This window comes from Stenotrophomonas sp. 116085_Sma, assembly GCF_056479585.1.
In genome coordinates, this window is sequence record NZ_CM151057.1 from 855,671 (window position 1) to 875,761 (window position 20,091).

A 20,091-nucleotide genomic window follows, 5' to 3' on the forward strand; every position below is an offset into this window, starting at 1 on the left:
GGCCCGCAGCAGGAGATTCGCATGCAATACCGTCGCCTGGGCTCCACCGGCCTGCCGGTTTCCGCCCTTTCCTTCGGCGCCTGGGTGACCTTCGGTGACCAGATCCCGCGCGATGAGGCCCGCAACCTGGTGGCCGCCGCCTGGGATCATGGCGTCAACTTCTTCGACAACGCCGAGGGCTACGCCAACGGCCGCGCCGAACAGGTGATGGGCGACGTGATCAGCGACCTGCGCCTGCCGCGCGACGGCTTCTGCGTGTCCAGCAAGGTGTTCTTCGGCAGTGCCAAGGACCCGCGGCCGACCCAGCGTGGCCTGTCACGCAAGCATGTGACCGACGCCTGCCATGCCGCGCTCAAGCGCCTGCGGGTGGATTACCTGGACCTTTATTACTGCCACCGCCCGGATCCGGACGCGCCGATCGCCGAGACCGTGCACGCCATGGATACCCTGGTGCGGCAGGGCAAGATCCTCTACTGGGGCACTTCGGAGTGGTCGGCGGTGCAGATCCAGCAGGCGCTGGATTTCGCCGAAGGGCACAACCTGCAGGGCCCGTCGATGGAGCAGCCGCAGTACAACCTGCTGCACCGCGAGCGGGTGGAGGTCGAGTACGCACCGCTGTACGCCCGCGCCGGGCTGGGCACCACCATCTTCTCGCCGCTGGCCTCGGGCCTGCTGACCGGCAAGTACGATCAGGGCATTCCGGCCGATGCGCGGCTGGGCCGGGAAGGCATGGAATGGCTGCAGGACCTGGTGCTGGGCACCGACGCCGAGGCCCGCCTGGGCCAGGTGCGCCGCTTCAGCGAAGTCGCGCGCGCGCTGGGCCAGGCTCCGGCCACGCTGGCCATCGCCTGGTGCCTGCGCAACCCGAATGTCTCCAGCGTGATCCTCGGCGCCAGCCGGGTCAGCCAGCTGCTGCAGAACCTGCAGGCGCTGGAGGTGCTGGAACAGGTCGATGCCGCCGGCTGGGCCGAGGTCGAAGCCGTCTTCGGCTGACCCCCGGGGCCGGCCGGGCCTGGGGCCTCGGTCGGGCCGGCTCGGCCGAGGGAACGGGATCGGGATCGGGATCGGACTCGGTAGAGTCGACTGTTAGTCGACTGCTTCGAATAGCCGACTGCTTCGAATAGTCGACTGCTTCGAGCAACAGCAGTCGACTAACAGTCGACTCTACAAATCTGTGCCGCCATTCGATTGACGAAATCTATCGAATTACAGAATTCGATCATTAATCCCATCAATCAAATTGAGAATGGTTGTTGATTGTCAACTGAGAATCATTATCATTTGACTCGTCCCTCGCACGAGTCCAGATGCTCATGAATGCTCAACCTGTACTGCTGCGCCCCGAAACGCTGACCCTCCGCGATCGCCCGGTCCGCGTCGTTCCGCCGGAAGAGGTCATCGACAGCGAAGCCCTGCTCAAGGGCCGTCGTGAAATCCTGATCCAGCACGGCGACCGCTTCTATCGCCTGCGGCACACCAGCAACGACAAGCTGATCCTGACCAAGTAATCGCGGTCTGGTCGCCCGCCTCCCTCCCTCCTGCCGGCTGCGCCGACGGGGTGGGCGACCCGTCCGCTCCCGCTCTCTCCCCCTCGGTCTACCGCGTGCACCTTCCGGGTGTGCCGGTAACCGGGGGTTCCCCTGCCTGACCGAACGAACCCGATGACCCGCCATACCGCCCTTTGCCTTGCTGTCTGGATGGCGCTGCCGCTGTCCGCCCACGCTGCTGCCACTGCTGCCCCCGATGCGCGCGAATTCGATCGGGTGCAGGTCACCGCCACCCGCACCGAGCGGGCCGTGAGCGACGTGGCGGCCACCGTGGACGTCATCGACCGTGAGCAGATGGACCGGCACCTGGTGCAGGACATCAAGGACCTGGTGCGTTACGAACCGGGCCTGTCGGTCACCCGCAGCGCGACTCGCTTCGGCCTGGATGGTTTCCGCATCCGTGGCCTGGACGGCAACCGCGTGCGCATCCAGACCGACGGCATCGTCATGCCGACCCGGTTCGACATCGGTTCGTTCGCCAGTTCCAACCGCAACTTCACCGACCTCGACACGCTCAAGCGGGTGGAGATCGTGCGTGGGCCGGCCAGTTCGCTGTACGGCTCCGATGCACTCGGTGGCGTGGTCGCCTTCGTGACCAAGGACCCGGCCGACTACCTCAAGGACGGCAGGAACAGCTACTTCGGCCTGAAATTCGGCTACGACGGTGAATGGAAGGGCCTGCTCGGCGGTGCCACGGCCGCCTTTGGTGGCGACCACTGGAGCGGCCTGGTCAACGTCAACCACCACCAGGGCCAGGAAACCGACAACAAGGGCACGGTACGCAGCGACAACGACACCCGCACCGCGTCCAATCCGCAGGATCGCGACGGCCGCAGCCTGCTCAGCAAGCTGGTCTATGCGCCGAGCGAGGACCAGCGCTTCCGCTTGACCGTGGAAGGCAACGAAGACACCACCGATACCAATGTACTGTCGGCGATTGCCAGTGTTGCACCGCGCCCCGGCGCGCTTGCCGCAGCCACTGGCATGAAGTCCCACGACACCCAGAAGCGCAACCGTGTGTCCTTCGCCCACGAGATGGATGCGCTGGACCAGCCGTTCGCCGACAGCCTGCATTGGCAGGTGTACGCGCAGAACAGCGAAACCCGGCAGCAGACCGACGAGACCCGCACCGACGGCACCCGCCGCCACCGCGTGTTCTCCTTCGACCAGCATGCCTATGGCCTGCAGGCGCAGTTCAACAAGGCGTTCACCACCGGCGGTGTCGAGCACGCATTGACCTACGGGTTCGAAGGCACCCGTACCGAGATCCGCCAGAAGCGCGATGGCTATCAGGTCAACCAGGCTGGGGTGGTCAGCAACACGGTGCTGCCGGACACCTTCCCGGTGCGTGACTTCCCGATCAGCAAGACCACCGAGCTGGGCCTGTATGCACAGGATGAGATGCGCTTTGCCGATGGCCGGCTGTCGCTGGTGCCGGGCGTGCGCGTGGACCGTTACGAGCTGAAGCCGGAAGTGGACAGCATCTTCGCCGAAGACAACCCGACCACGGCCGTGGCGCAGCTGAAGAAGACCAGCGTGTCGCCGAAGCTGGGCATGGTCTGGCGCTTCACCGACGAATGGTCGCTGTTCGCCGGTTATGCGCGTGGCTTCCGTTCGCCGCCGTACAACGACGTCAACATCGGCCTGACCAACGTCGCCTTCCGCTATACCGCCATCGCCAATCCGGACCTGAAGCCGGAAACCAGCGACGGCTACGAACTGGGCCTGCGCTTCATCGCGCCGGCGGCGTACGTCAGCGTCAGCGGCTACTACAACGACTACAAGGATTTCATCCAGTCCAACGTCGATACCGGCCGCAACGCACAGGGTTTGACCGTGTTCCAGTCGCAGAACATCGCCGACGCGCGCATCTATGGCGCGGAAATGAAGGCCGGCATCGAGTTCGGCGAACTCAGCCCGGCGCTGAAGGGCTGGGCGCTGCGCAGTGCGTTGGCATGGTCGCGTGGCGACAACCGGACCGATGACGAACCGCTGGCCTCGGTCGATCCGTTGCGTGGCACGCTGGGCCTGATGTACGACACCGATACCTGGGGCGTTGAACTGGCCGGCACCTTCGTGCAGCGCAAGAAGCGGTTGCCACCGCCTGCTGCGCAGACCAATCCGAACGCACCGGCACCGTTCGTCTACCAGCCGGCCGGCTACGGCGTGCTGGACCTGATGGCGCACTGGAACTTCGCACCGGGTGCCACCTTCAACGTCGGCGTGTTCAACCTGGCCGACAAACGCTATATCGAGTGGTCGTCGATCACCCCGAGCCTGATCACCAATCGCGCGTTGAGCGATCGTTTCAGCAGCCCGGGCCGTACCTTCTCCGCCAGTCTTGCCGTTTCCTGGTGACCTCATGAGCCGAGCACTGTCCGCACGCAGGAATGATTCCATCGCCGCGCCGCACAGCGCGGCCTGGCCGACCCCGGCACAGCTGGCCACGCTCGGCACCGTGTTGTGCCTGTACCACGCCGACGGCAACGAGCTGGGCGGCTGGCGCCAGGCCGTACGCGTGCACGCCTGCCAGGGCGTGGACAGTGAAGGCCTGCGTGAGAGCCTGTGCTTCCTCGATGGCCGCGGCCGCTGTGTGTGGCGCCTGTACCTGCTGCCGGACAGCGATTTCCTGGCCTGGGACCGGTTGGTGGCCGCGCTGCCGCCGGGCCCACAGCACGACAGCGACGGCAGTGTCGGCGAACGCCTGTGGCGGCGCCTGGCCGGTCATCTCGGCGGCCAGCGCTGGCGCCTGTGTGCGCTGCGCCTGCATGCCGCCGATGATGGGCGCACACTCGCGGCCAGCCTGTCGACGCTGTCGTCGCTGGGCGCAGCCACCGCACGCCGCATCGCCCGCCTGGAAGGGGCCGAGGGCGAGTTGGCCATCGACGACTGCTGCTGCGCCGACGCCGCACGCCGGCCGGAACCGCGGGCTCCCGGCGACCTGCCGCTGATCCGCCTCTGATCCTTTTCTGATGGAACGCCCGACGGCCATGGATGGCCTCTCAACGAACCTGCAACCCCGAAGGAATACCCCGATGAAGCTCCAGACAGCCAGCGTACTGCTGTTGCTCGCCGCCAGCGGCGTGGCCAGCGCGCAGCCCGCCGACAGCGCCCGCGACCACGACAGCATCCTGGCCATGCAGGGCGAGTACACCGTGGATTTCGCCTTCGACGAAACCGTGCTGCTGAAGCCGGGCTATGAGCGTGCGCCAGCGATGCGCAGCGGTGGCAACGAAGTGGTCATCGTGGTCGAGGACACCCCGAAGCGCATCGTGCTGCAACACCTGCTGCTGGACGAGAAGAGCGGCCACATCACCAAGCATTGGCGCCAGGACTGGGTGTACGAAGCACCCAACCGTTTCGAGTTCAGTGCCGACCAGACCTGGCAGGTGCGCAGCATTCCGGCGGCGGTGAACCAGGGTGCCTGGACCCAGTGCGTGTATGAAGTGAGCGATGCACCGCGCTACTGCGGCACAGGCAAATGGACCTACACCAACAACGTGCCGAGCTGGACCAGCGACCTGAGCTGGCGACCGCTGCCGCGTCGTGAGTACACCAAGCGCAGCGACTACAACGCGCTGGCCGTGATCAACCGCCATACGCTGACCCCGAACGGCTGGACCCATGAGCAGTTCAACACCAAGGTGCAGCGCAACGCCGATGGCAGCCAGGTGGAGATCGCGCGCGAGTTCGGCTTCAACGACTACGTGAAGACCACCGAGATCGACTTCACCCCGGCGCGCGACTACTGGAAGGCCACCGCCGGCTACTGGGCCAAGGTGCGTCAGCGCTGGGACGGCTTCCTCGGCGAGGCCCCGGGCGTGCACCTGAAGACCAAGCTGGACGGCATGGCGATGATCATCCCGATGTTCACCCAGGCCGAAGAGATCCAGGCCGGCAAGAAGGTGAAGGACACGCAGATCGACGACGTGTTCGCCAAGTACGTGGAAAAGGCCCGGTAAGGTCGAGCCTGGCTCGACGGCCTGGTAGGTGCCGAGCTGGCTCGGCACGCTCTTCCGTGCATCCACGCATGGCGTGGAACTAGCGGTTCCGGCGTCGCGTCAGGCCTCCCGCAGGGCCAGGGCCGGCGAGGTGTGCAGGATGCGCCGCGTGCCCCACCAACCGGCCAGCAGGCTCAATCCGATGCCGACCACGCCGCCCAGCAGAAGTCCTGGCCAGGGTGGCAGCAACGGCAGCTCGAACACCTTCTGCGAAACCACCACGCCAATGGCCGCGGCCGCGCCCACCGCAAGCAGCGCGGCCAGTGTGCCCAGTGCGCCGAACTCGACCAGGACCGCGCCACGCAGCTGGCGCCGGGTCGCGCCCAGCGTGCGCAGCACGGCGCTGTCGTAGCGACGCTCGCCGGCCGTGGCCTGCAGCGCGGCCAGCAGCACCAGCACACCAGCCAGCAGGCTGAACACCATCACCAGCTGCACCGCCTGCGCCACGCGTTCCATCACATCCCGCACCTGCGAAATCACCGCATCCACATCGAGAAGTGACAGGTTCGGTTGCGCACGCACCAGCTCGCCCAGCCCGGCCGCCTTGCCGGCCGGCAGGTGGAATGCCGACAGCAGGTTGTGCGGGGTGTCACCCACGGCGTTCGGGTTCAATAGCACGAAGAAGTTGGGGCGGAAGGTGTTCCAGTCCGCCTTGCGCACGCTGGTGACGGTGAATTCGCGCTCCTGCTCGCCCACTGCAATGGTGATGCGGTCGCTCGGATGCACGCCGTAGCGTTTGGCCCAGCCGATCTCCACCGAGGCTTCCGGTGCGGTGCTGTCGGCTTTCCAGAACGAGCCATTGACCAGCGTATTGGCCGGCGGGAAGGTGCTGCGCCAGCTGAAATTCAGTGGCCGGTTCTCGTCATCGTCTTCGCGCTGGCCGCCCTGCGCCGGTTGCCCGTCCTGTCCGGGCTCGCGGTCCACCCGCAGGGGCGGCTTGCCGTTGATGGCGATCAGGCGCCCGGTGGCCATCGGTTCGATGCTGGCGTCATTGGCACCCAGCCCACGCAGTGTTGCCAGCACGCTGTCGCGCTGTTCGGGCTGGATGTTGATCAGGAAGTAGTTGGGCGTGTCTGCCGGCAGCCGCTCGCGCCACTGCTGCAGCAGGCCGGGGCCGGTCACGGCCAGCAGCAACAGCGCGCACAGCGACAGCGACAGCCCGACCAGCTGCATCACCGCCAGCAGCCGGCGCCGGGTCAGTGCGGCCAGGCCCAGTCGCCAGTTGCCATGCAGGCGATGCTGCAGGCCGCGCATCAACTGCAGCAGCACGAATCCGACCACACCGGCCGCCACCGCCAGCGCGGCCAGGCCACCCAGTACCCACAGCGCCAGCTTGAGGTCACCGGTGACCTGCACCGCCAGCAACAGGCTTGCCCCCAGCGCAGCCACATAGGCCAGCAGCGAGGTGGGCGGCAGGGCGGCGAAGGAACGGTTGAGCACGCGCATCGGCGGCACCCCGCGCAGGCGCAGCAGCGGGGGCAGGCCGAAGCCGAACAGCAGCAACAGGCCGATGCCCGCACCGGTCAGCGCCGGCATCGCCTCCGGCAGCGGCAGGCGCTGCGGCACCAGGCTGCCCAGCACCTGTACCAGCCCTTCCTGCGCGGCCATGCCCAGGCCGATGCCAAGCGCACAGGCCGGTACCGCCAGCATCAACAGCTGCAGTGCCAGGCCGAGCAGGATGTCGCGCTGGCGCGCACCGAGGCAGCGCAGGATCGCCACCTGGTCGATGCGGCGCAGGGCGAAGCGGTTGGCCGCCAATGCGGTGGCCACGCCCGCCAGCAGCACCGCCAGCAGCGCGCTCAGGCCGAGGAAGCGGCCGGCCAGATCGAAGGCCTGGCGCACGCCGCGCTGGGTGTCATCCACGCTCAGCAGGCGCAGGCCCTTCACCTGTGGCAGCAGCCACTCACGCAGGGACGCGACCTGCCCGGCCGGTCCTGCAAACATCAGCCGGTAGTTGATGCGGCTGCCGGGGCCAAGCAGTCCCGTGCCTTCCACATCGGCGCGGTTGACCAGCAGGGTGGGGGAGAGCGTCAGCAGGTCGCCACCGGTATCCGGCTCGGCCTCGATGATGCCGGCGATGCGCAGCGTGCCGGCGCCGAACTCGAGATCATCGCCGGCCTTCAATCCCAGCCCCTGCAGCAGGCGCGGGTCGGCATAGGCCTGGCCCTTGGCCGGCATGCCGGCCTCGGCGATCAGGGCGCCGCCGGGTGTGGCCCGCACCCGCAGCGTGCCACGCAGCGGATAGCCCGCCTGCACCGCCTTGATGCTGGCCATCTGGCTGGCATCGCCGTTGAACAGCACGCTGCCGAAACTGGCGATGCGGGTGTAGGCCAGTCCACGCCGTTGTGCCTCGTCGGCGAATGCCTGGGACGGATCATCGCGCCCGGCAATGCCGAGGTCGCCGCCAAGCATCTCCGCCGCGCTGCCGGTCAGCGCCAGGTTGACCCGGTTCACCAGCGTGCCCACCGCGGTCATCACCGCCACGCCCAGCACCAGCGCGGCGAACACGGTCAGCAGGTCGCCGGCCAGCGCCTCGCGGCGCAGCGCGCGCCACGCGTGCCGCAGCAGGTTCATGCCTGCGCCCCACGCACGACCGGCAGCAGGCGGCCGTTGTCGATGCGGTGGATGTACTGGCAACGCTGGGCCAGGCGCAGGTCGTGGGTGACCAGCACCAGGGTGGTGCCGCTGCCGGCGTTGAGTTCGAACAGCAGGTCGCTGATGTGCTGGCCGGTGGCGTGGTCCAGCGAGCCGGTCGGTTCGTCGGCGAACAGGATGCGTGGGCGGGTGACGAAGGCACGCGCCAGTGCCACGCGTTGCTGTTCACCGCCGGACAACTGGCGCGGGTAGTGGCGGGCGCGATGGGACAGGCCGACCTGGGCCAGCACCTCATCGACCCGCGCACGATCCTCGCGCCCGGCCAGTTCCAGTGGCAGCGCGATGTTCTCGGCGGCGGTCAGCGCCGGCAGCAGGTGGAAGCTCTGGAACACGAAGCCGACTTCGCGCGCGCGCAGCTGGGCGCGGGCCTCCTCGTCCAGCGCCGACAGGTCCTGGCCCGCCAGCGCGATGCGGCCGCGACTGGGCAGGTCCAGCCCGGCAAGCAGGCCGAGCAGGGTGGTCTTGCCGGAACCGGAGGCGCCGACGATGGCCACGCTGGTGCCTTCATGGACCGTCAGGGTGATGTTGTCCAGTATGTGGACTTCACCCTCCGGGCCCTGCACGGACTTGCCGACCTGGTCGACGGCGATGGCGACGGGCGCGCTGCGGGGGGACAGGCTGTCGATGAGGAGACTCCAATGCGCAAGACGGGATGGAGCCGGCGAGCCGGCGCGATGATGGTGCTGCTGCTAGCGTTCCTGCTGTTGCCGGGGCTGGCCTGTGCCAAAGGTCCGGCCGGCACCGTGCTGGTGCTCGGCGACAGCCTCAGTGCTGCCCACAATATCCCCGCTGACGCCGGCTGGGTCAGCCTGCTGCAGCAGCGGGTCAGGCAGCAGTCGAAAACCCCGCCGCGCATCGTCAACGCCAGCATGAGCGGCGAGACCACCGCGGGCGCGCTGACCCGCCTGCCGGGCTTGTTGGCGAAGGAAAAGCCGACGGTGGTGGTGATTGCCCTGGGCGGCAACGACGCACTGCGCGGGCTGACCCCGGCCCAGGTGCAGGGCAACCTGGAGAAAATGGTGCAGGCCAGCCAGAAGGCCGGCGCCAAGGTGCTGCTGCTCGGCATCGACGTGCCGCCCAACTACGGCCCGGCATATCGCCAGCGCCTGGCTGCGGCCTACAAGGCATTGGCTACGCGGTACAAGGTGCCGCTGCTGCCGTTCCTGCTGGAAGGCGTGGCGCTGCAACCGGGCATGATGCAGGCCGACGGCCTGCACCCGACCGCGCAGGCGCAGCCGAAGGTGCTGGACAATGTCTGGCCGCTGCTCAGGCCGCTGCTCTGAACCGTTTTATTTCCTCTTGACGGAACTTCACATCACGTCCACCGTCGATCCGGCATGTTTCACAAAGCTGAAGTTAGAGGGAATCACATGCGTCAGACGAAGGAGACCTCCGGCTTGGTGCTGGTGGTCGAAGACAACCGCAACATCTCCGAGATGATCGGGGAATACCTGGAAGGTCGCGGCTTCGAAGTCGACTATGCACAGGACGGCCTGGATGGCTACCGCCTTGCGGCGGAGAACAGCTATGACGTCGTGGTGCTCGATCTCATGTTGCCGCGCCTGGATGGCATCGAAGTGTGCCGTCGCCTGCGCAATGATGCGCGCAAGTCCACCCCGGTGCTGATGCTCACGGCACGCGACACGCTGGACGACAAGCTCACCGGCCTCGGTTTTGGTGCCGATGACTACCTGACCAAGCCGTTCGCGATCCAGGAGCTGGAAGCCCGCCTGCGCGCGCTGATCCGTCGCGAACGTCGCCAGGTCGGTTCGGAAGTGCTGAAGGTCGCCGACCTGGTGCTCGACCCGGTCAGCATGCGTGCCACCCGTGCCGGCACCGAGCTGCAGCTTTCGCCGATCGGCCTGCGCCTGCTGACCATCCTGATGCGCGAATCGCCGCGCGTGGTCACCCGCCAGGAGATCGAGCGCGAGATCTGGGGCAACGGGCTGCCGGATTCGGACACGCTGCGCAGCCACCTGTACAACCTGCGCAAGATCATCGACAAGCCGTTCGACCGTCCGCTGCTGCATACCGTGCAGAGTGCCGGCTACCGCATTGCCGACATCGCCCAGCCGATGGCCTGAGCAGGGCCCGCGCCGGTGCAGCAGCAGGCCCGGCCGGGTGGTGGCCACGTACGAGGGCAGGGCATGACCGGCCGGCATTGCCGCCGGTCATCGCCCATGCACCCGCACGGCGTGGCGCGCTGCCTATAATCGCAGCGCTCTGACCGGGACCCCGCAATGCCGCACGGCCTGCCGCGCAAGATCCGTATCGCCTTCATCCTGCAGGCAGTGCTGGCCAGCCTGGGCATCCTGCTGGGTGCGTGGCTGGTCTCGCTGGTGATCAAGCACAGCCTGGTGGGCGCTGCCCTGCGCGAAGAGGCCGCGTACTACTGGACGCTGCACGAAGCGTCGCCGGTGCAGCCGCCGCCCAACACCCAGAACATCCGTGGCTACCTGCTGGAAAGCGGGCAGTCGGCACTGTCGTTACCGGCCAACCTGCGCAATCTGGAACCCGGCTTCCACGAACTGCCCAAGGACGACCAGCTGGTGCTGGTCGATGTGCGCCCGGCCGGCCGCCTGTACCTGGTGTTCCTGCGTTCGCGCGCAGAGATGCTGGCGTTCTGGTTCGGCATCGTGCCGGTGCTGCTGACCCTGCTGGCGGTGTATGGCGCCAGCTGGGTGACCTACCGTGCGTCCAAGCGCCTGGTGTCGCCGGTGAACTGGCTGGCACGGCGCGTCTCGCGCTGGGACCCGGGCCACCCCGAGGCGGCCGACCTGGAGCCGAACAAGCTGCCCGCCGACATGCAGGGCGAGACCCGGCAGCTGGCGGCGGCGCTGCACTCGCTGGCAAACCGGGTCAGCGCGCACGTGGCGCGCGAGCGCAATTTCACCCGCGATGCCAGCCATGAACTGCGTACGCCGCTGACCGTCATCCGCGTTGCCAGCGACATGGCACTGGGTGATGAAACCCTGCAGCCGCGCCTGCGCCGCAGCCTGCAGCGCATCCAGCGGGCTGGCCGCGACATGGAAGCGGTGATCGATGCGTTCCTGATCCTCGCCCGCGAGGCCGACGTCGAACCGCAGATCGAGCTGTTCGACGTCAACGACATCGTCCGCTATGAAGTGGACAACGCCAATGAACTACTGGGGTCCCGCCCGGTGTCGGTGCACCTGCACAGCGATGGCCCGGTGCAGCTGCATGCGCCGCCGCGGGTGCTGCAGGTGGTGGTCAGCAACCTGGTGCGCAACGCGTGCAGCTACACCGACGAAGGGCGCATCGACGTGCACGTGCACAACGATCGGGTGGTGGTGCGCGATACCGGTATCGGCATGTCCGCCGAAGCGCTGTCACGGGCGTTCGAGCCGTTCTATCGCGCCGAACCCAGCCGCCCGCAGGGCACCGGCCTGGGCCTGTCGATCGTGCGCCGGCTGTGCGACCGCTTCGGCTGGAAGGTCAGCCTGGCCAGCGAGCCGGGGCAGGGTACCGAAGCGACGGTCATCTTCCGCTGACGCGGCGACCTGCCGGGGTCGGATCCCGTTGCTGCGCAACGGGCTCTGACCCCATCCTGCTGGAATGTCGGTAGGTCCACGCGATGCGTGGGTGGGGTTGCGGTAGCGCCGGGCCATGCCGGGCGTCCGCAGTCCCTCAGTTGCAGTTGACCTTCGGCGCCACTGCCCTGGTCCAGATCGCATAGCCGGCCGGGGTCATGTGCAGCATGTCCTCGCGGAACAGCGTCGCATCCGGCTGGCCATCGGCACCCAGCATCGGCGTGTAGATATCGATGAAACCGGTATTGGGCAGCTTGGCCAGGGCGGCCTTGATCAGCGCGTTGGCCTCGTTGATCGCCGGCAGCAGGTGCGCACGCGACGGGCTCGGCTTGATCGACAGGTACTCCACCGTGGTCTTCGGCAGGTCGCGGTGCACGCGCTGCACGAAGGCGACCACGTCGTCGCGCACCTGGGTCGCGGTGCGGCCGCTGTTGAGGTCGTTGTCACCGGCGTAGAAGAACACCTTGCACGGCGCATACGGCACCACGATCTGGCCGGCATACCAGGTGCTGTCACGCACTTCCGAGCCGCCGAAGCCACGATTGAACACCGGCTGGCCGGGGAAGTCGGTGGCCAGGCTCTCCCAGAAGCGGATCGAGGAGCTGCCGATGAATTCGATGCCACCGCGCGGCGGCGGGTTGGCCTGGTCGGCGCTGGCGAAGCGGGCCATGTCGCCGGCCCAGGCCACGTTGGAGACCTGTTCGGGGACCCGGGGCGACGTGGCCGGGCCCAGGGCCTGGGCCAGCGGTGCGGCAGTCAGCAGGCCCAGCATCAGCAGGCAGGTACGGCGACGGGACATCAGGCGCTCCAGCAGGGAAGGGGTAACCATCATAGGATCAGGACGCGGCGTGGCGCTTTCCCCGGGCAGGCCGTTCGCCGCAGCGGCCGGGGGGTATGGTCGGCGGCCTTGTGGCAAAATGGTGGCCATCTGCCTATTCCCGTGCACCCATGATTCCCTGCCGTGCGTCTGAGCGGTCGCTGCGCCGCGCCCCTGTTGCTGGATGTTCCACCCGTGGCTGACCAGTTCGGTCATCTGCCCCGCGGCCCGCGCCGCATCTTCCAGGCCGCCCGCTGGTCCTGGCAGGGCCTGCGCGCCGCCTGGCTGCACGAATCGTCGTTCCGGCTGGAGGTCTACCTGCTGATCCTGCTGACCCCGGTCGCGATCTGGCTGGGCCAGACCCCGGTCGAGCGCGCGCTGCTGATCGGCTCGATGCTGCTGGTGCTGGCGATGGAACTGGCCAACTCGGCCATCGAGGCGGTGATCGAGCGCTACGGCAGCGAGATCCACGAACTGGCCGGTCGCGCCAAGGACATGGGCTCGGCGGCGGTGTTCGTGCTGATGATGAACGTGCTGCTGTGCTGGGCCCTGGTCGTGGTTCCGCACGCGCTGGCCGGCAGCTACGGCTGAAATCCCATTCCCCCACTGCCTTGAAGAGTTCCCATGTCCTTTGAGTTCCTCGCCGACCCCAACGCCTGGGTGACCCTGTTCACCCTCAGCGCGCTGGAAATCGTGCTCGGCATCGACAACCTGGTGTTCATTTCCATCGCGGTCAGCAAGCTGCCGGAAGAACGCCGCCCGTTCGCGCGCAAGCTCGGCATCGCGGTGGCCTGCATCACCCGGATCGGCCTGCTGGTGTCGCTGGCCTACCTGGCGCACATGGCCGCCAACCTGTTCACCGTGGCCGGCATGGGCATCTCCATCCGCGACCTGGTGCTGATCGTTGGTGGCCTGTTCCTGATCATCAAGGGCTGCATGGAGATCAAGGAACTGATCAGCGGCGGCGAAGATGAAGATCCCAGCACCACCAAGGCCTCGGCCGTGTTCGGCTACGTGATCGCGCAGATCGCGGTGATCGACATCGTGTTCTCGCTGGACTCGGTGATCACCGCCGTCGGCATCGCCGACCACATCCCGGTGATGGTGGCCGCCATCCTGCTGTCGGTGCTGGTGATGCTGCTGGCTGCCAACCCGCTGGGCCGCTTCATCGATGCCAACCCGACGGTGAAGATGCTGGCCCTGGCCTTCATCCTGATGATCGGTGCGGTGCTGATCCTGGACGGCCTGGACGTGCACGTGCCCAAGCCCTACATCTACGCCGCGATGGGCTTCTCGGTGCTGGTGGAGTGGCTGAACCTGCTGATGCGCCGTCGCGCCCGCGAGCACAACGTGCCCGGCGCCGGCAACTGGTAAGCGCGTGACCCCGAACCCCCGGCCCTGCCGGGGGTTCTTCGTTGTGGATGCGAGGTCATGTAGAGCCGAGCCCATGCTCGGCTGCTTCCTGCCGGTCAGCCGAGCATGGGCTCGGCTCTGCACCGGCGCTGCGGTTTTTGCATCTGTAGCGGGGGTGCGGCCTCCGCTTGTGAACCAGGATCAACAGTGTTTTCCCGGGGCGAGGCTTAATCGCCCGTGGCAAAGCGCGCAGGCTGCGCACCTGCCCGTTTCCACCCCCAGGAACCCCCATGACCTCCAGAGCCGCTCTGCTGGCCCTTGCCGTCGGTGCATTCGCCATCGGCACCACTGAATTCGCCCCGATGGGCCTGCTGCCGGTCATCGCCGACGGTGTGGGCGTCGGAATTCCTACCGCGGGCATGCTGATCACCGCGTATGCCGTCGGCGTGATGCTCGGCGCGCCGGTGATGACCCTGCTGATGGGCCGTTTCGGCAAGCGCACCGCGCTGATGCTGCTGATGTCGATCTTCGTGGTGGGCAACCTGCTGTCCGCGTTGGCGCCGAACTACGGCCTGCTGCTGCTGTCGCGGCTGGTCACCAGCCTCAACCACGGTGCCTTCTTTGGCATCGGCGCGGTGGTCGCCGCCAGCCTGGTGCCGAAGGACAAGCAGGCTGCTGCCGTGGCCACCATGTTCATGGGCCTGACCATCGCCAACATTGGCGGCGTGCCGGTGGCCACCTGGGTGGGCCAGCAGCTGGGCTGGCGCCTGTCCTTCGCCGGGACTGCGGTGCTGGGCCTGGTCGCGATCACTGCGCTGGGCTTCGCGCTGCCGGCGTCTGCGCCGGGTCCGCGCCCGGACGTGCGCCGCGAACTGAAGGCGATCCTGCAGCCGCAGGTGTTGCTGGCGATGGGCACCACGGTGCTCGGGGCGGGTGCGATGTTCACCCTCTACACCTACGTGGCGCCGGTGCTGACCGAACTGACCGGTGCCTCCAACACCTTCATCGCGATGTCGTTGGCGCTGATCGGTATCGGCTTCACCATCGGCAACGGCATCGGCGGGCGCATGGCCGACTGGTCTCTGGATGGCGCCACCCGCATCCTGCTGGCCGCCCTGGCGGTGCTGATGTTCGTGCTGCCGCTGGCCTTCATGAGTCACGCCATCGCGGCGGTGGGTGTGTTGCTGTTCGGTGCGGCGACGTTCGCCATCGTGCCGCCGCTGCAGATCCGGGTGATGGAAGCGGCCAGCGAGGCGCCGGGGCTGGCGTCATCGATCAACGTGGGCGCGTTCAACCTGGGCAATGCCGTCGGCGCGGCGCTGGGTGGCGCGGTGATCAGCTCCGGTCTGGGGTACGCGGCGGTGCCGGTCGCCGGTGGTCTGCTGGCGGCAGCGGGATTGCTGCTGGCATGGCTGGGGCGTCCCCGCACTGCGGTGGCTGAGGCTTGTTGAATAATGTGGGGTTCCGGCAGGGCTTGCAGCCCTGCACCCGCCGAAGCGGTAGTGCCGGCCGCTGGCCGGCACCCTCAACGTCAAAAGCTGGTTTGCTGAGGGTTGGGCGGGGCGGTGTGGGCGTGCAGGACACGCCGTAAACCCATCCCTGGGGGCTCGTAGGCGCCATCCATGGCGCCTGCGGTCCTGCACGCCCACACCGCCCCACCCCTGACAGTTTCCCGCGGTCTGGCGGAACTGCACGGGTCGGATCCCGTTGCTGCGCAACGGGCTCTGACCCTGATTCTGCTCTGATAGGTGTCGACCTTGGTCGACACGAATGCCTGGAGTATCGGCTTCTGCAGAGACTAGTGCGTGGATGGATCGGACTGGCTAGTGTTTCTTTACTACGGCCTCGTCAGGGCTCCAGTTGTCGTCTGTACCATCCTGCAATGATTCCGGCACCGTCCAGATAAGTACGCCGGAGTCCTTGTCGGCAAATTGATGTGCATGGACCCAGAGCTCCGTCCCCGCTCGATTGAATGCAAGGGATTTCAATGCGATTCCTTCTGGAATGGCGAGGCGCGAGACGTGCTTGCCGGAATCCATGCGCCAGACATCGACGTAACGGCCCGGCGAAGCGCCTGTAACCGTCATCGCGAGCAGCCTGCCATGAGCCGTACGTGCCAGTGCCTGAGTACCGGTTTTTCGTTCAACCTCAAATGCTGCTTCCCCGGTGGAAAGACGATGAATGCGAAGAACTTCCCTCTGGTCTGTTGGATCACGAGCTTCTTCGGCAACCCAGTCGCCCGCGGCGCTCCCTAACACCAAGCGTCCAGTGCTTCCGGACCTCAGTGGAAAGCTCTTGACCACATCGCCTGAAGCAGGTGCAACACCCACCAGGCCGCAACTCGTGAACCAGAAGAGTCCGTCTCCCAGATCGGGTGCCGGACCTGAGGAGCAGGATTGCATGTAGCCAAAGACGCGCCGTCTCAAGTTGGTTCTGTCTTTCCATAGCTCCTTCATCGCGATGACTTCTCCTGATCCTGTGTCCATGATCCGCTCAGGGAAGCGCTCTTCTGTCGCCATGTGAGACTCCGAGTAGAGATAGGAGTTGCCGTCTACATCGAGTTGCCACCGAGGCGCCATGGTGCTCTGCATACAACGGTTGCTTCGGATGGACCCAGTCGCATCAACGCTGATCTGCACAGGGCAGGACGTGAGAATCTGTTGCGTCAGACTTGGCACGGTTGCGATCAGGACCCATAACCGCCCCTTTCGGTCGACCTTTGTCTCGATCATCCGCTGACTTTCACCCATTCGCCAAGCCACGACGCCCCCGTCCTTCTTCGCGGCAACGTAGCCGTATGACCTGTTGGAGGCTGACGTGACATGGAATTGGTCACTGGATAGCGAACGAATCTGGCCAGAGTTGTTGCCCGGTTGAATCCCCTGGATTGGGAGCCACTGCAGCATCGTCGTCGCGCCATCCATGGGCAGACGAGGGGCGATGCGCTGAACCGGCGTCTCTTCGCTTGGATTGAACAGATTCGAGATGACATCCAATGATCTTTCAGGGCCCGCCGGGAGCGTTGATACCAGCGCCTGCATCTGGTCTGAGAATTCCTGGCTGGCGTGGTTCTCCGTGATCATCTCGGTCTCCCAATGCGGGTAGGGCACACCGGCGACCCCCGGAATGGAGGCGAAGGCTTTCCATTTGACACGGCGTTGTTCCTGGCGCCGTTCCGCATACCAAAGCAGCGTTTGCGAAGGAGCGCCTGTCATATCCGTCAGGTCGATCAAAACAACGTGCTTGTCGCCTGACCTGCGTCGCGCAGTGTCAATGTGGGAACTGGAGAACGTCAGTCGATCCACTGTCAGATCAGTGAACGAGCCACCTGTGGGATCGAGATCGGATGGAGACAGCTGTTCTACGTAAGTACGCCAGCGCGACTTCTCTTCGGGGGCGATGACCCCCAACGTGGCCGCTACATCGATTGCATCAAGCTTCTTCGCGAACACGATTGCACTTTTCTCAGGGTGGAAGTGCCCGTAGACCTTCATCCACGCCCGCTCCATGTCCCCCAGGATAGGTTGAGCGCCATCCCTCTGGCGGAATGAGCTGGAAAAATAGTCTCGTGCACGAAGCGCAGTGCTGACCTCCTGCGTCGATGCGGACACGATGTAAGCCTTGCCCATATAGCTGTCACCCTCTACGTGAAGCAGCATGTCCCGGGTCTTGGCATCGGCTGGCGTGGTGAGGGCAGGCGGGATAAGGACAGGCCCGGACGTCGGAGCATCCCGCGTGGGCCCCGGGGTTGGCTGGGCGCAAGCCGTAGGTGTGAGTACAGCGATGATGGCTGCTGTTGGAATAAGTCTGTGCATGATTGAGGTCCATGCCCATTTCCCGACCGATGGCTGCTGCATCTGAGCGGGCGGGCAGTTCAAGTGCGGGATTCCTGAACTATCTGATGCGGAAACTGTGCTGAGCCATGCAACAAGTACGAAATGGGCCCGCGATTGCCCTGCCCGGAGGACCTGGCCGACGGAACGCGGAAGCCAGGGGCAGAGCCGCCCCCAGGCCTAGTTCAGGCAATGCGCCAGACCCATCGCTTCAGCGACCTCCTGGCCTGGACCGGTCGGCCCTGCCGGATTCCTGTTCATCTCCACACGTTCGTTAACACCGACCGTGGCATGCTCGGCGCCAAGCCCACCCGGAACCTCCGCCATGCGCCTGTTCACCCGTGTCCTGCCCCTGATGCTGCTGGCCTCCCTGTTGTCCGGCTGCGGCTACAACGCCATCCAGCAGAAGGATGAGGCGGTCAAGGCCAGCTGGTCGGAAGTGCTCAACCAGTACAAGCGCCGCGCCGACCTGGTGCCCAACCTGGTGCAGACCGTGAAGGGCTTCGCCAGCCAGGAAGAGCGCGTGCTGACCGAAGTCACCAACGCCCGTTCGCGGGTTGGCCAGATCAACGTCAACGCAGATGACGAGGCCTCGCTGAAGCAGTTCCAACAGGCCCAGGGCGAACTTGGCAGTGCGCTGTCGCGGCTGCTGGTGGTCACCGAGAACTACCCGGTGCTGAAGTCCGACCAGAATTTCCGCGACCTGCAGGCGCAGCTGGAAGGCACCGAAAACCGCATCACCGTTGCCCGCGGCCGCTACATTCAGCAAGTGCAGGACTACAACACCTACATCCGCTCGTTCCCGCAGGTGATCACCGCCAAGATCTTCGGTTACAAGACCAAGCCGAACTTCACCGTGGACAACGAAGCGCAGATTTCCAACGCACCGGCGGTCGATTTCGGCAACGCGCCGCAGCAGCCGGCGCCGCAGCCGGGCCACTGACCGATGCGCCTGGCCACTGCGCTGCTGGCCCTGCTGCTGTGGCTGCCGCTGGCGTCGCAGGCGCAGCAGCTGGCGCCGATTCCGGCGCTGGATTCGCCGGTGGTCGATACCACCGGCACGCTGGATGCCGCGCAGAAGCAGGCGCTGGTACAGCAGGCGCTGGACCTCCAGCAGCGCAAGGGCAGCCAGCTGCAGGTGCTGGTGGTGCCCAGCACCCAGCCGGAGGACATCGCCCAGTACACCACGCGGGTCTTCGACCAGTGGCAGATCGGCCGCAAGGGCGTGGATGACGGCGTGCTGCTGGTGGTGGCCAAGGATGACCGGCGTGTGCGCATCGAGCCGGGCTATGGTCTTGAAGGCGCCATCCCCGATGCCATCGCCAACCGGGTCATCCAGGAATACCTGGTGCCGCGTTTCCGCAGTGGCGACTACGCCGGCGGCATCACCGATGCCACGGCGGTGCTGGTCAAGCTGATCGATGGCGAAACGCTGCCGGCACCGGTCAGCGGCCATCGTGGGCGGGAACCCGGCGGTGGCGGCGATACCTGGTTCCTGGCGCTGTTCATCGGCGTGTTCGCTGGCAGCATCCTGCGCGGCGTGTTCTCGCGCGTGCCGCGCCCGCTGCGTGGCCTGCTGGGTGGCGCGGGTGCAGCGCTGGCGGCGTTCCTGTTCACGTCCACGCTGCTGGCCAGTGGCCTGGCGGGCGTCGTGGGCCTGATCGTTGCCATGCTCTCCGGCCACCCGGGCCGCTTTGCCGGTGGCGGCGGCTGGGGTGGTGGCAGCTGGGGCGGCGGAGGCGGCTTCGGTGGCGGTGGTGGATTCGGCGGTGGCGGCGGTTGGGGCGGCGGTGGTGGCCGCTCCGGCGGTGGCGGTGCTTCGGGGGGCTGGTGATGATCCAACGACTGTGGCGCCACGTGTTTTCCCCATCGGTACGGCGCGCGTTCCCGCCGGCCACGCTGCAGGCGATCACCGAGGCCATCGCGGCCGGTGAGCAGCGCCATGGCGGGCAGGTGATGTTCGCGGTGGAAGCGGACCTGCCACTGGCCGCGCTGTGGCACAAGGTCACCCCGCGCCAGGCGGCCGAACACGCCTTCGCGCGCCTGCGCACCTGGGACACGGCCCACAACAACGGGGTACTGATCTACCTGCTGCTGGCCGACCACGCCATCGAGATCGTGGCCGACCGGGGCCTGCACGGCCGGGTCAGCCCGGCGCAGTGGCAGCGGGTCTGCACGCATCTGCGCGAGGGGCTGCGTGGTTCCAATCCGGTGGAAGCGCTGCAGGATGCCATCGACGAGGTCTCCAGCCTGGTGGAAGGGCACTTTCCGGCCTCGACGCGGTCGAACGATGACGCGTTGCCGAACTCGCCCCAGCTCCTTGGTTGAGCCGGG

General features: G+C 66.6%; 18 protein-coding genes. 14 read left to right on the forward strand and 4 right to left on the reverse strand.

The annotated features are described in order from the left end of the window. Window positions 1-21: 21 nt before the first annotated feature. The 5 genes from ACZK0Z_RS03810 (at window position 22) to ACZK0Z_RS03830 (ending at window position 5,509) form a co-directional block, all read left to right on the forward strand. Window positions 22-993 carry an aldo/keto reductase gene (locus ACZK0Z_RS03810; protein WP_197633528.1) on the forward strand — a complete coding sequence of 324 codons (972 nt, stop codon included), beginning with the start codon at window positions 22-24 and terminating at the stop codon, window positions 991-993. Window positions 994-1,313: 320 nt separating this feature from the next. Continuing rightward, window positions 1,314-1,508 carry a hemin uptake protein HemP gene (hemP, locus tag ACZK0Z_RS03815; RefSeq protein WP_005412278.1) on the forward strand — a complete coding sequence of 65 codons (195 nt, stop codon included), beginning with the start codon at window positions 1,314-1,316 and terminating at the stop codon, window positions 1,506-1,508. A gap of 153 nt (window positions 1,509-1,661) precedes the next feature. Next, window positions 1,662-3,905 (forward strand): TonB-dependent hemoglobin/transferrin/lactoferrin family receptor, encoded by a 2,244-nt coding sequence (locus tag ACZK0Z_RS03820; protein ID WP_404830722.1) that lies wholly within the window; start codon window positions 1,662-1,664, stop codon window positions 3,903-3,905. Between the two features lie 4 nt (window positions 3,906-3,909). Continuing rightward, window positions 3,910-4,509: a ChuX/HutX family heme-like substrate-binding protein gene (locus ACZK0Z_RS03825; RefSeq protein WP_197633527.1), complete on the forward strand. Its 600-nt coding sequence runs from the start codon at window positions 3,910-3,912 to the stop codon at window positions 4,507-4,509. A 73-nt stretch (window positions 4,510-4,582) separates the two neighbouring features. After that, window positions 4,583-5,509 (forward strand): DUF6607 family protein, encoded by a 927-nt coding sequence (locus ACZK0Z_RS03830; protein WP_049428863.1) that lies wholly within the window; start codon window positions 4,583-4,585, stop codon window positions 5,507-5,509. Between the two features lie 99 nt (window positions 5,510-5,608). On the opposite strand, the gene ACZK0Z_RS03835 is transcribed toward ACZK0Z_RS03830, so the two are convergent. Both ACZK0Z_RS03835 and ACZK0Z_RS03840 read right to left on the reverse strand, forming a co-directional pair. After that, the gene (locus ACZK0Z_RS03835; RefSeq protein ID WP_197633526.1) at window positions 5,609-8,122 is read right to left on the reverse strand and encodes an ABC transporter permease; all 2,514 of its coding nucleotides are present in this window, start codon (window positions 8,120-8,122) and stop codon (window positions 5,609-5,611) included. Then, window positions 8,119-8,766: an ATP-binding cassette domain-containing protein gene (locus tag ACZK0Z_RS03840; protein WP_197633525.1), complete on the reverse strand. Its 648-nt coding sequence runs from the start codon at window positions 8,764-8,766 to the stop codon at window positions 8,119-8,121. Before ACZK0Z_RS03840 ends, ACZK0Z_RS03835 begins: the two co-directional genes overlap by 4 nt. A gap of 75 nt (window positions 8,767-8,841) precedes the next feature. On the opposite strand from ACZK0Z_RS03840, the gene ACZK0Z_RS03845 reads away from it, so the two are divergent. From ACZK0Z_RS03845 to ACZK0Z_RS03855, 3 genes are all read left to right on the forward strand, one after another. After that, window positions 8,842-9,486 carry an arylesterase gene (locus ACZK0Z_RS03845; protein WP_049428857.1) on the forward strand — a complete coding sequence of 215 codons (645 nt, stop codon included), beginning with the start codon at window positions 8,842-8,844 and terminating at the stop codon, window positions 9,484-9,486. A gap of 87 nt (window positions 9,487-9,573) precedes the next feature. Beyond that, on the forward strand, window positions 9,574-10,287 hold the full coding sequence (locus tag ACZK0Z_RS03850; protein WP_002811889.1) for a response regulator transcription factor: 714 nt from the start codon (window positions 9,574-9,576) through the stop codon (window positions 10,285-10,287). 156 nt (window positions 10,288-10,443) lie between these two features. Beyond that, window positions 10,444-11,715: a sensor histidine kinase gene (locus ACZK0Z_RS03855; protein ID WP_049428856.1), complete on the forward strand. Its 1,272-nt coding sequence runs from the start codon at window positions 10,444-10,446 to the stop codon at window positions 11,713-11,715. Window positions 11,716-11,851: 136 nt separating this feature from the next. Here the strand turns inward: ACZK0Z_RS03855 and ACZK0Z_RS03860 are convergent, their stop codons facing one another. Then, a complete protein-coding gene (locus ACZK0Z_RS03860; RefSeq protein WP_197620266.1) occupies window positions 11,852-12,553 on the reverse strand; it encodes an SGNH/GDSL hydrolase family protein in 702 nt (233 codons plus the stop codon). Window positions 12,554-12,766: 213 nt separating this feature from the next. On the opposite strand from ACZK0Z_RS03860, the gene ACZK0Z_RS03865 reads away from it, so the two are divergent. The 3 genes from ACZK0Z_RS03865 to ACZK0Z_RS03875 all read left to right on the forward strand — a co-directional run bounded on the left by ACZK0Z_RS03865 (window position 12,767) and on the right by ACZK0Z_RS03875 (window position 15,375). Continuing rightward, window positions 12,767-13,162, forward strand: coding sequence for a diacylglycerol kinase (locus ACZK0Z_RS03865; RefSeq protein WP_049406112.1), 396 nt, complete (start codon window positions 12,767-12,769; stop codon window positions 13,160-13,162). Between the two features lie 33 nt (window positions 13,163-13,195). Further along, on the forward strand, window positions 13,196-13,945 hold the full coding sequence (locus ACZK0Z_RS03870) for a TerC family protein (RefSeq protein ID WP_005408127.1): 750 nt from the start codon (window positions 13,196-13,198) through the stop codon (window positions 13,943-13,945). 269 nt (window positions 13,946-14,214) lie between these two features. After that, window positions 14,215-15,375, forward strand: a complete 1,161-nt coding sequence (locus tag ACZK0Z_RS03875) for an MFS transporter (protein ID WP_197633524.1) — start codon at window positions 14,215-14,217, stop codon at window positions 15,373-15,375. A gap of 372 nt (window positions 15,376-15,747) precedes the next feature. Here the strand turns inward: ACZK0Z_RS03875 and ACZK0Z_RS03880 are convergent, their stop codons facing one another. Continuing rightward, on the reverse strand, window positions 15,748-17,583 hold the full coding sequence (locus tag ACZK0Z_RS03880; RefSeq protein ID WP_197633523.1) for a hypothetical protein: 1,836 nt from the start codon (window positions 17,581-17,583) through the stop codon (window positions 15,748-15,750). Window positions 17,584-18,082: 499 nt separating this feature from the next. Between ACZK0Z_RS03880 and ACZK0Z_RS03885 the strand changes: the two genes are divergently transcribed. From ACZK0Z_RS03885 to ACZK0Z_RS03895, 3 genes are read left to right on the forward strand one after another with little or no spacing between them, the layout of a single operon-like run. Beyond that, complete coding sequence (locus ACZK0Z_RS03885; RefSeq protein ID WP_049428852.1) at window positions 18,083-18,700, forward strand: LemA family protein; 618 nt, start codon at window positions 18,083-18,085, stop codon at window positions 18,698-18,700. Window positions 18,701-18,703: 3 nt separating this feature from the next. Then, the gene (locus ACZK0Z_RS03890) at window positions 18,704-19,591 is read left to right on the forward strand and encodes a TPM domain-containing protein (RefSeq protein WP_197651049.1); all 888 of its coding nucleotides are present in this window, start codon (window positions 18,704-18,706) and stop codon (window positions 19,589-19,591) included. Further along, the gene (locus tag ACZK0Z_RS03895; RefSeq protein ID WP_197633604.1) at window positions 19,591-20,085 is read left to right on the forward strand and encodes a TPM domain-containing protein; all 495 of its coding nucleotides are present in this window, start codon (window positions 19,591-19,593) and stop codon (window positions 20,083-20,085) included. Before ACZK0Z_RS03890 ends, ACZK0Z_RS03895 begins: the two co-directional genes overlap by 1 nt. The last annotated feature ends 6 nt before the right edge of the window (window positions 20,086-20,091 follow it).

Bases quoted from the DNA above. Each gene is read 5' to 3' on its own strand.
- ACZK0Z_RS03810 (WP_197633528.1), top strand. From the start codon at position 22: ATGCAATACCGTCGCCTGGGCTCCACCGGCCTGCCGGTTTCCGCCCTT.
- hemP (WP_005412278.1), top strand. From the start codon at position 1,314: ATGAATGCTCAACCTGTACTGCTGCGCCCCGAAACGCTGACCCTCCGC.
- ACZK0Z_RS03820 (WP_404830722.1), top strand. From the start codon at position 1,662: ATGACCCGCCATACCGCCCTTTGCCTTGCTGTCTGGATGGCGCTGCCG.
- ACZK0Z_RS03825 (WP_197633527.1), top strand. From the start codon at position 3,910: ATGAGCCGAGCACTGTCCGCACGCAGGAATGATTCCATCGCCGCGCCG.
- ACZK0Z_RS03830 (WP_049428863.1), top strand. From the start codon at position 4,583: ATGAAGCTCCAGACAGCCAGCGTACTGCTGTTGCTCGCCGCCAGCGGC.
- ACZK0Z_RS03835 (WP_197633526.1), bottom strand. From the start codon at position 8,122: ATGAACCTGCTGCGGCACGCGTGGCGCGCGCTGCGCCGCGAGGCGCTG.
- ACZK0Z_RS03845 (WP_049428857.1), top strand. From the start codon at position 8,842: ATGCGCAAGACGGGATGGAGCCGGCGAGCCGGCGCGATGATGGTGCTG.
- ACZK0Z_RS03850 (WP_002811889.1), top strand. From the start codon at position 9,574: ATGCGTCAGACGAAGGAGACCTCCGGCTTGGTGCTGGTGGTCGAAGAC.
- ACZK0Z_RS03855 (WP_049428856.1), top strand. From the start codon at position 10,444: ATGCCGCACGGCCTGCCGCGCAAGATCCGTATCGCCTTCATCCTGCAG.
- ACZK0Z_RS03860 (WP_197620266.1), bottom strand. From the start codon at position 12,553: ATGTCCCGTCGCCGTACCTGCCTGCTGATGCTGGGCCTGCTGACTGCC.
- ACZK0Z_RS03870 (WP_005408127.1), top strand. From the start codon at position 13,196: ATGTCCTTTGAGTTCCTCGCCGACCCCAACGCCTGGGTGACCCTGTTC.
- ACZK0Z_RS03875 (WP_197633524.1), top strand. From the start codon at position 14,215: ATGACCTCCAGAGCCGCTCTGCTGGCCCTTGCCGTCGGTGCATTCGCC.
- ACZK0Z_RS03880 (WP_197633523.1), bottom strand. From the start codon at position 17,583: ATGCTGCTTCACGTAGAGGGTGACAGCTATATGGGCAAGGCTTACATC.
- ACZK0Z_RS03885 (WP_049428852.1), top strand. From the start codon at position 18,083: ATGCGCCTGTTCACCCGTGTCCTGCCCCTGATGCTGCTGGCCTCCCTG.
- ACZK0Z_RS03890 (WP_197651049.1), top strand. From the start codon at position 18,704: ATGCGCCTGGCCACTGCGCTGCTGGCCCTGCTGCTGTGGCTGCCGCTG.
- ACZK0Z_RS03895 (WP_197633604.1), top strand. From the start codon at position 19,591: ATGATCCAACGACTGTGGCGCCACGTGTTTTCCCCATCGGTACGGCGC.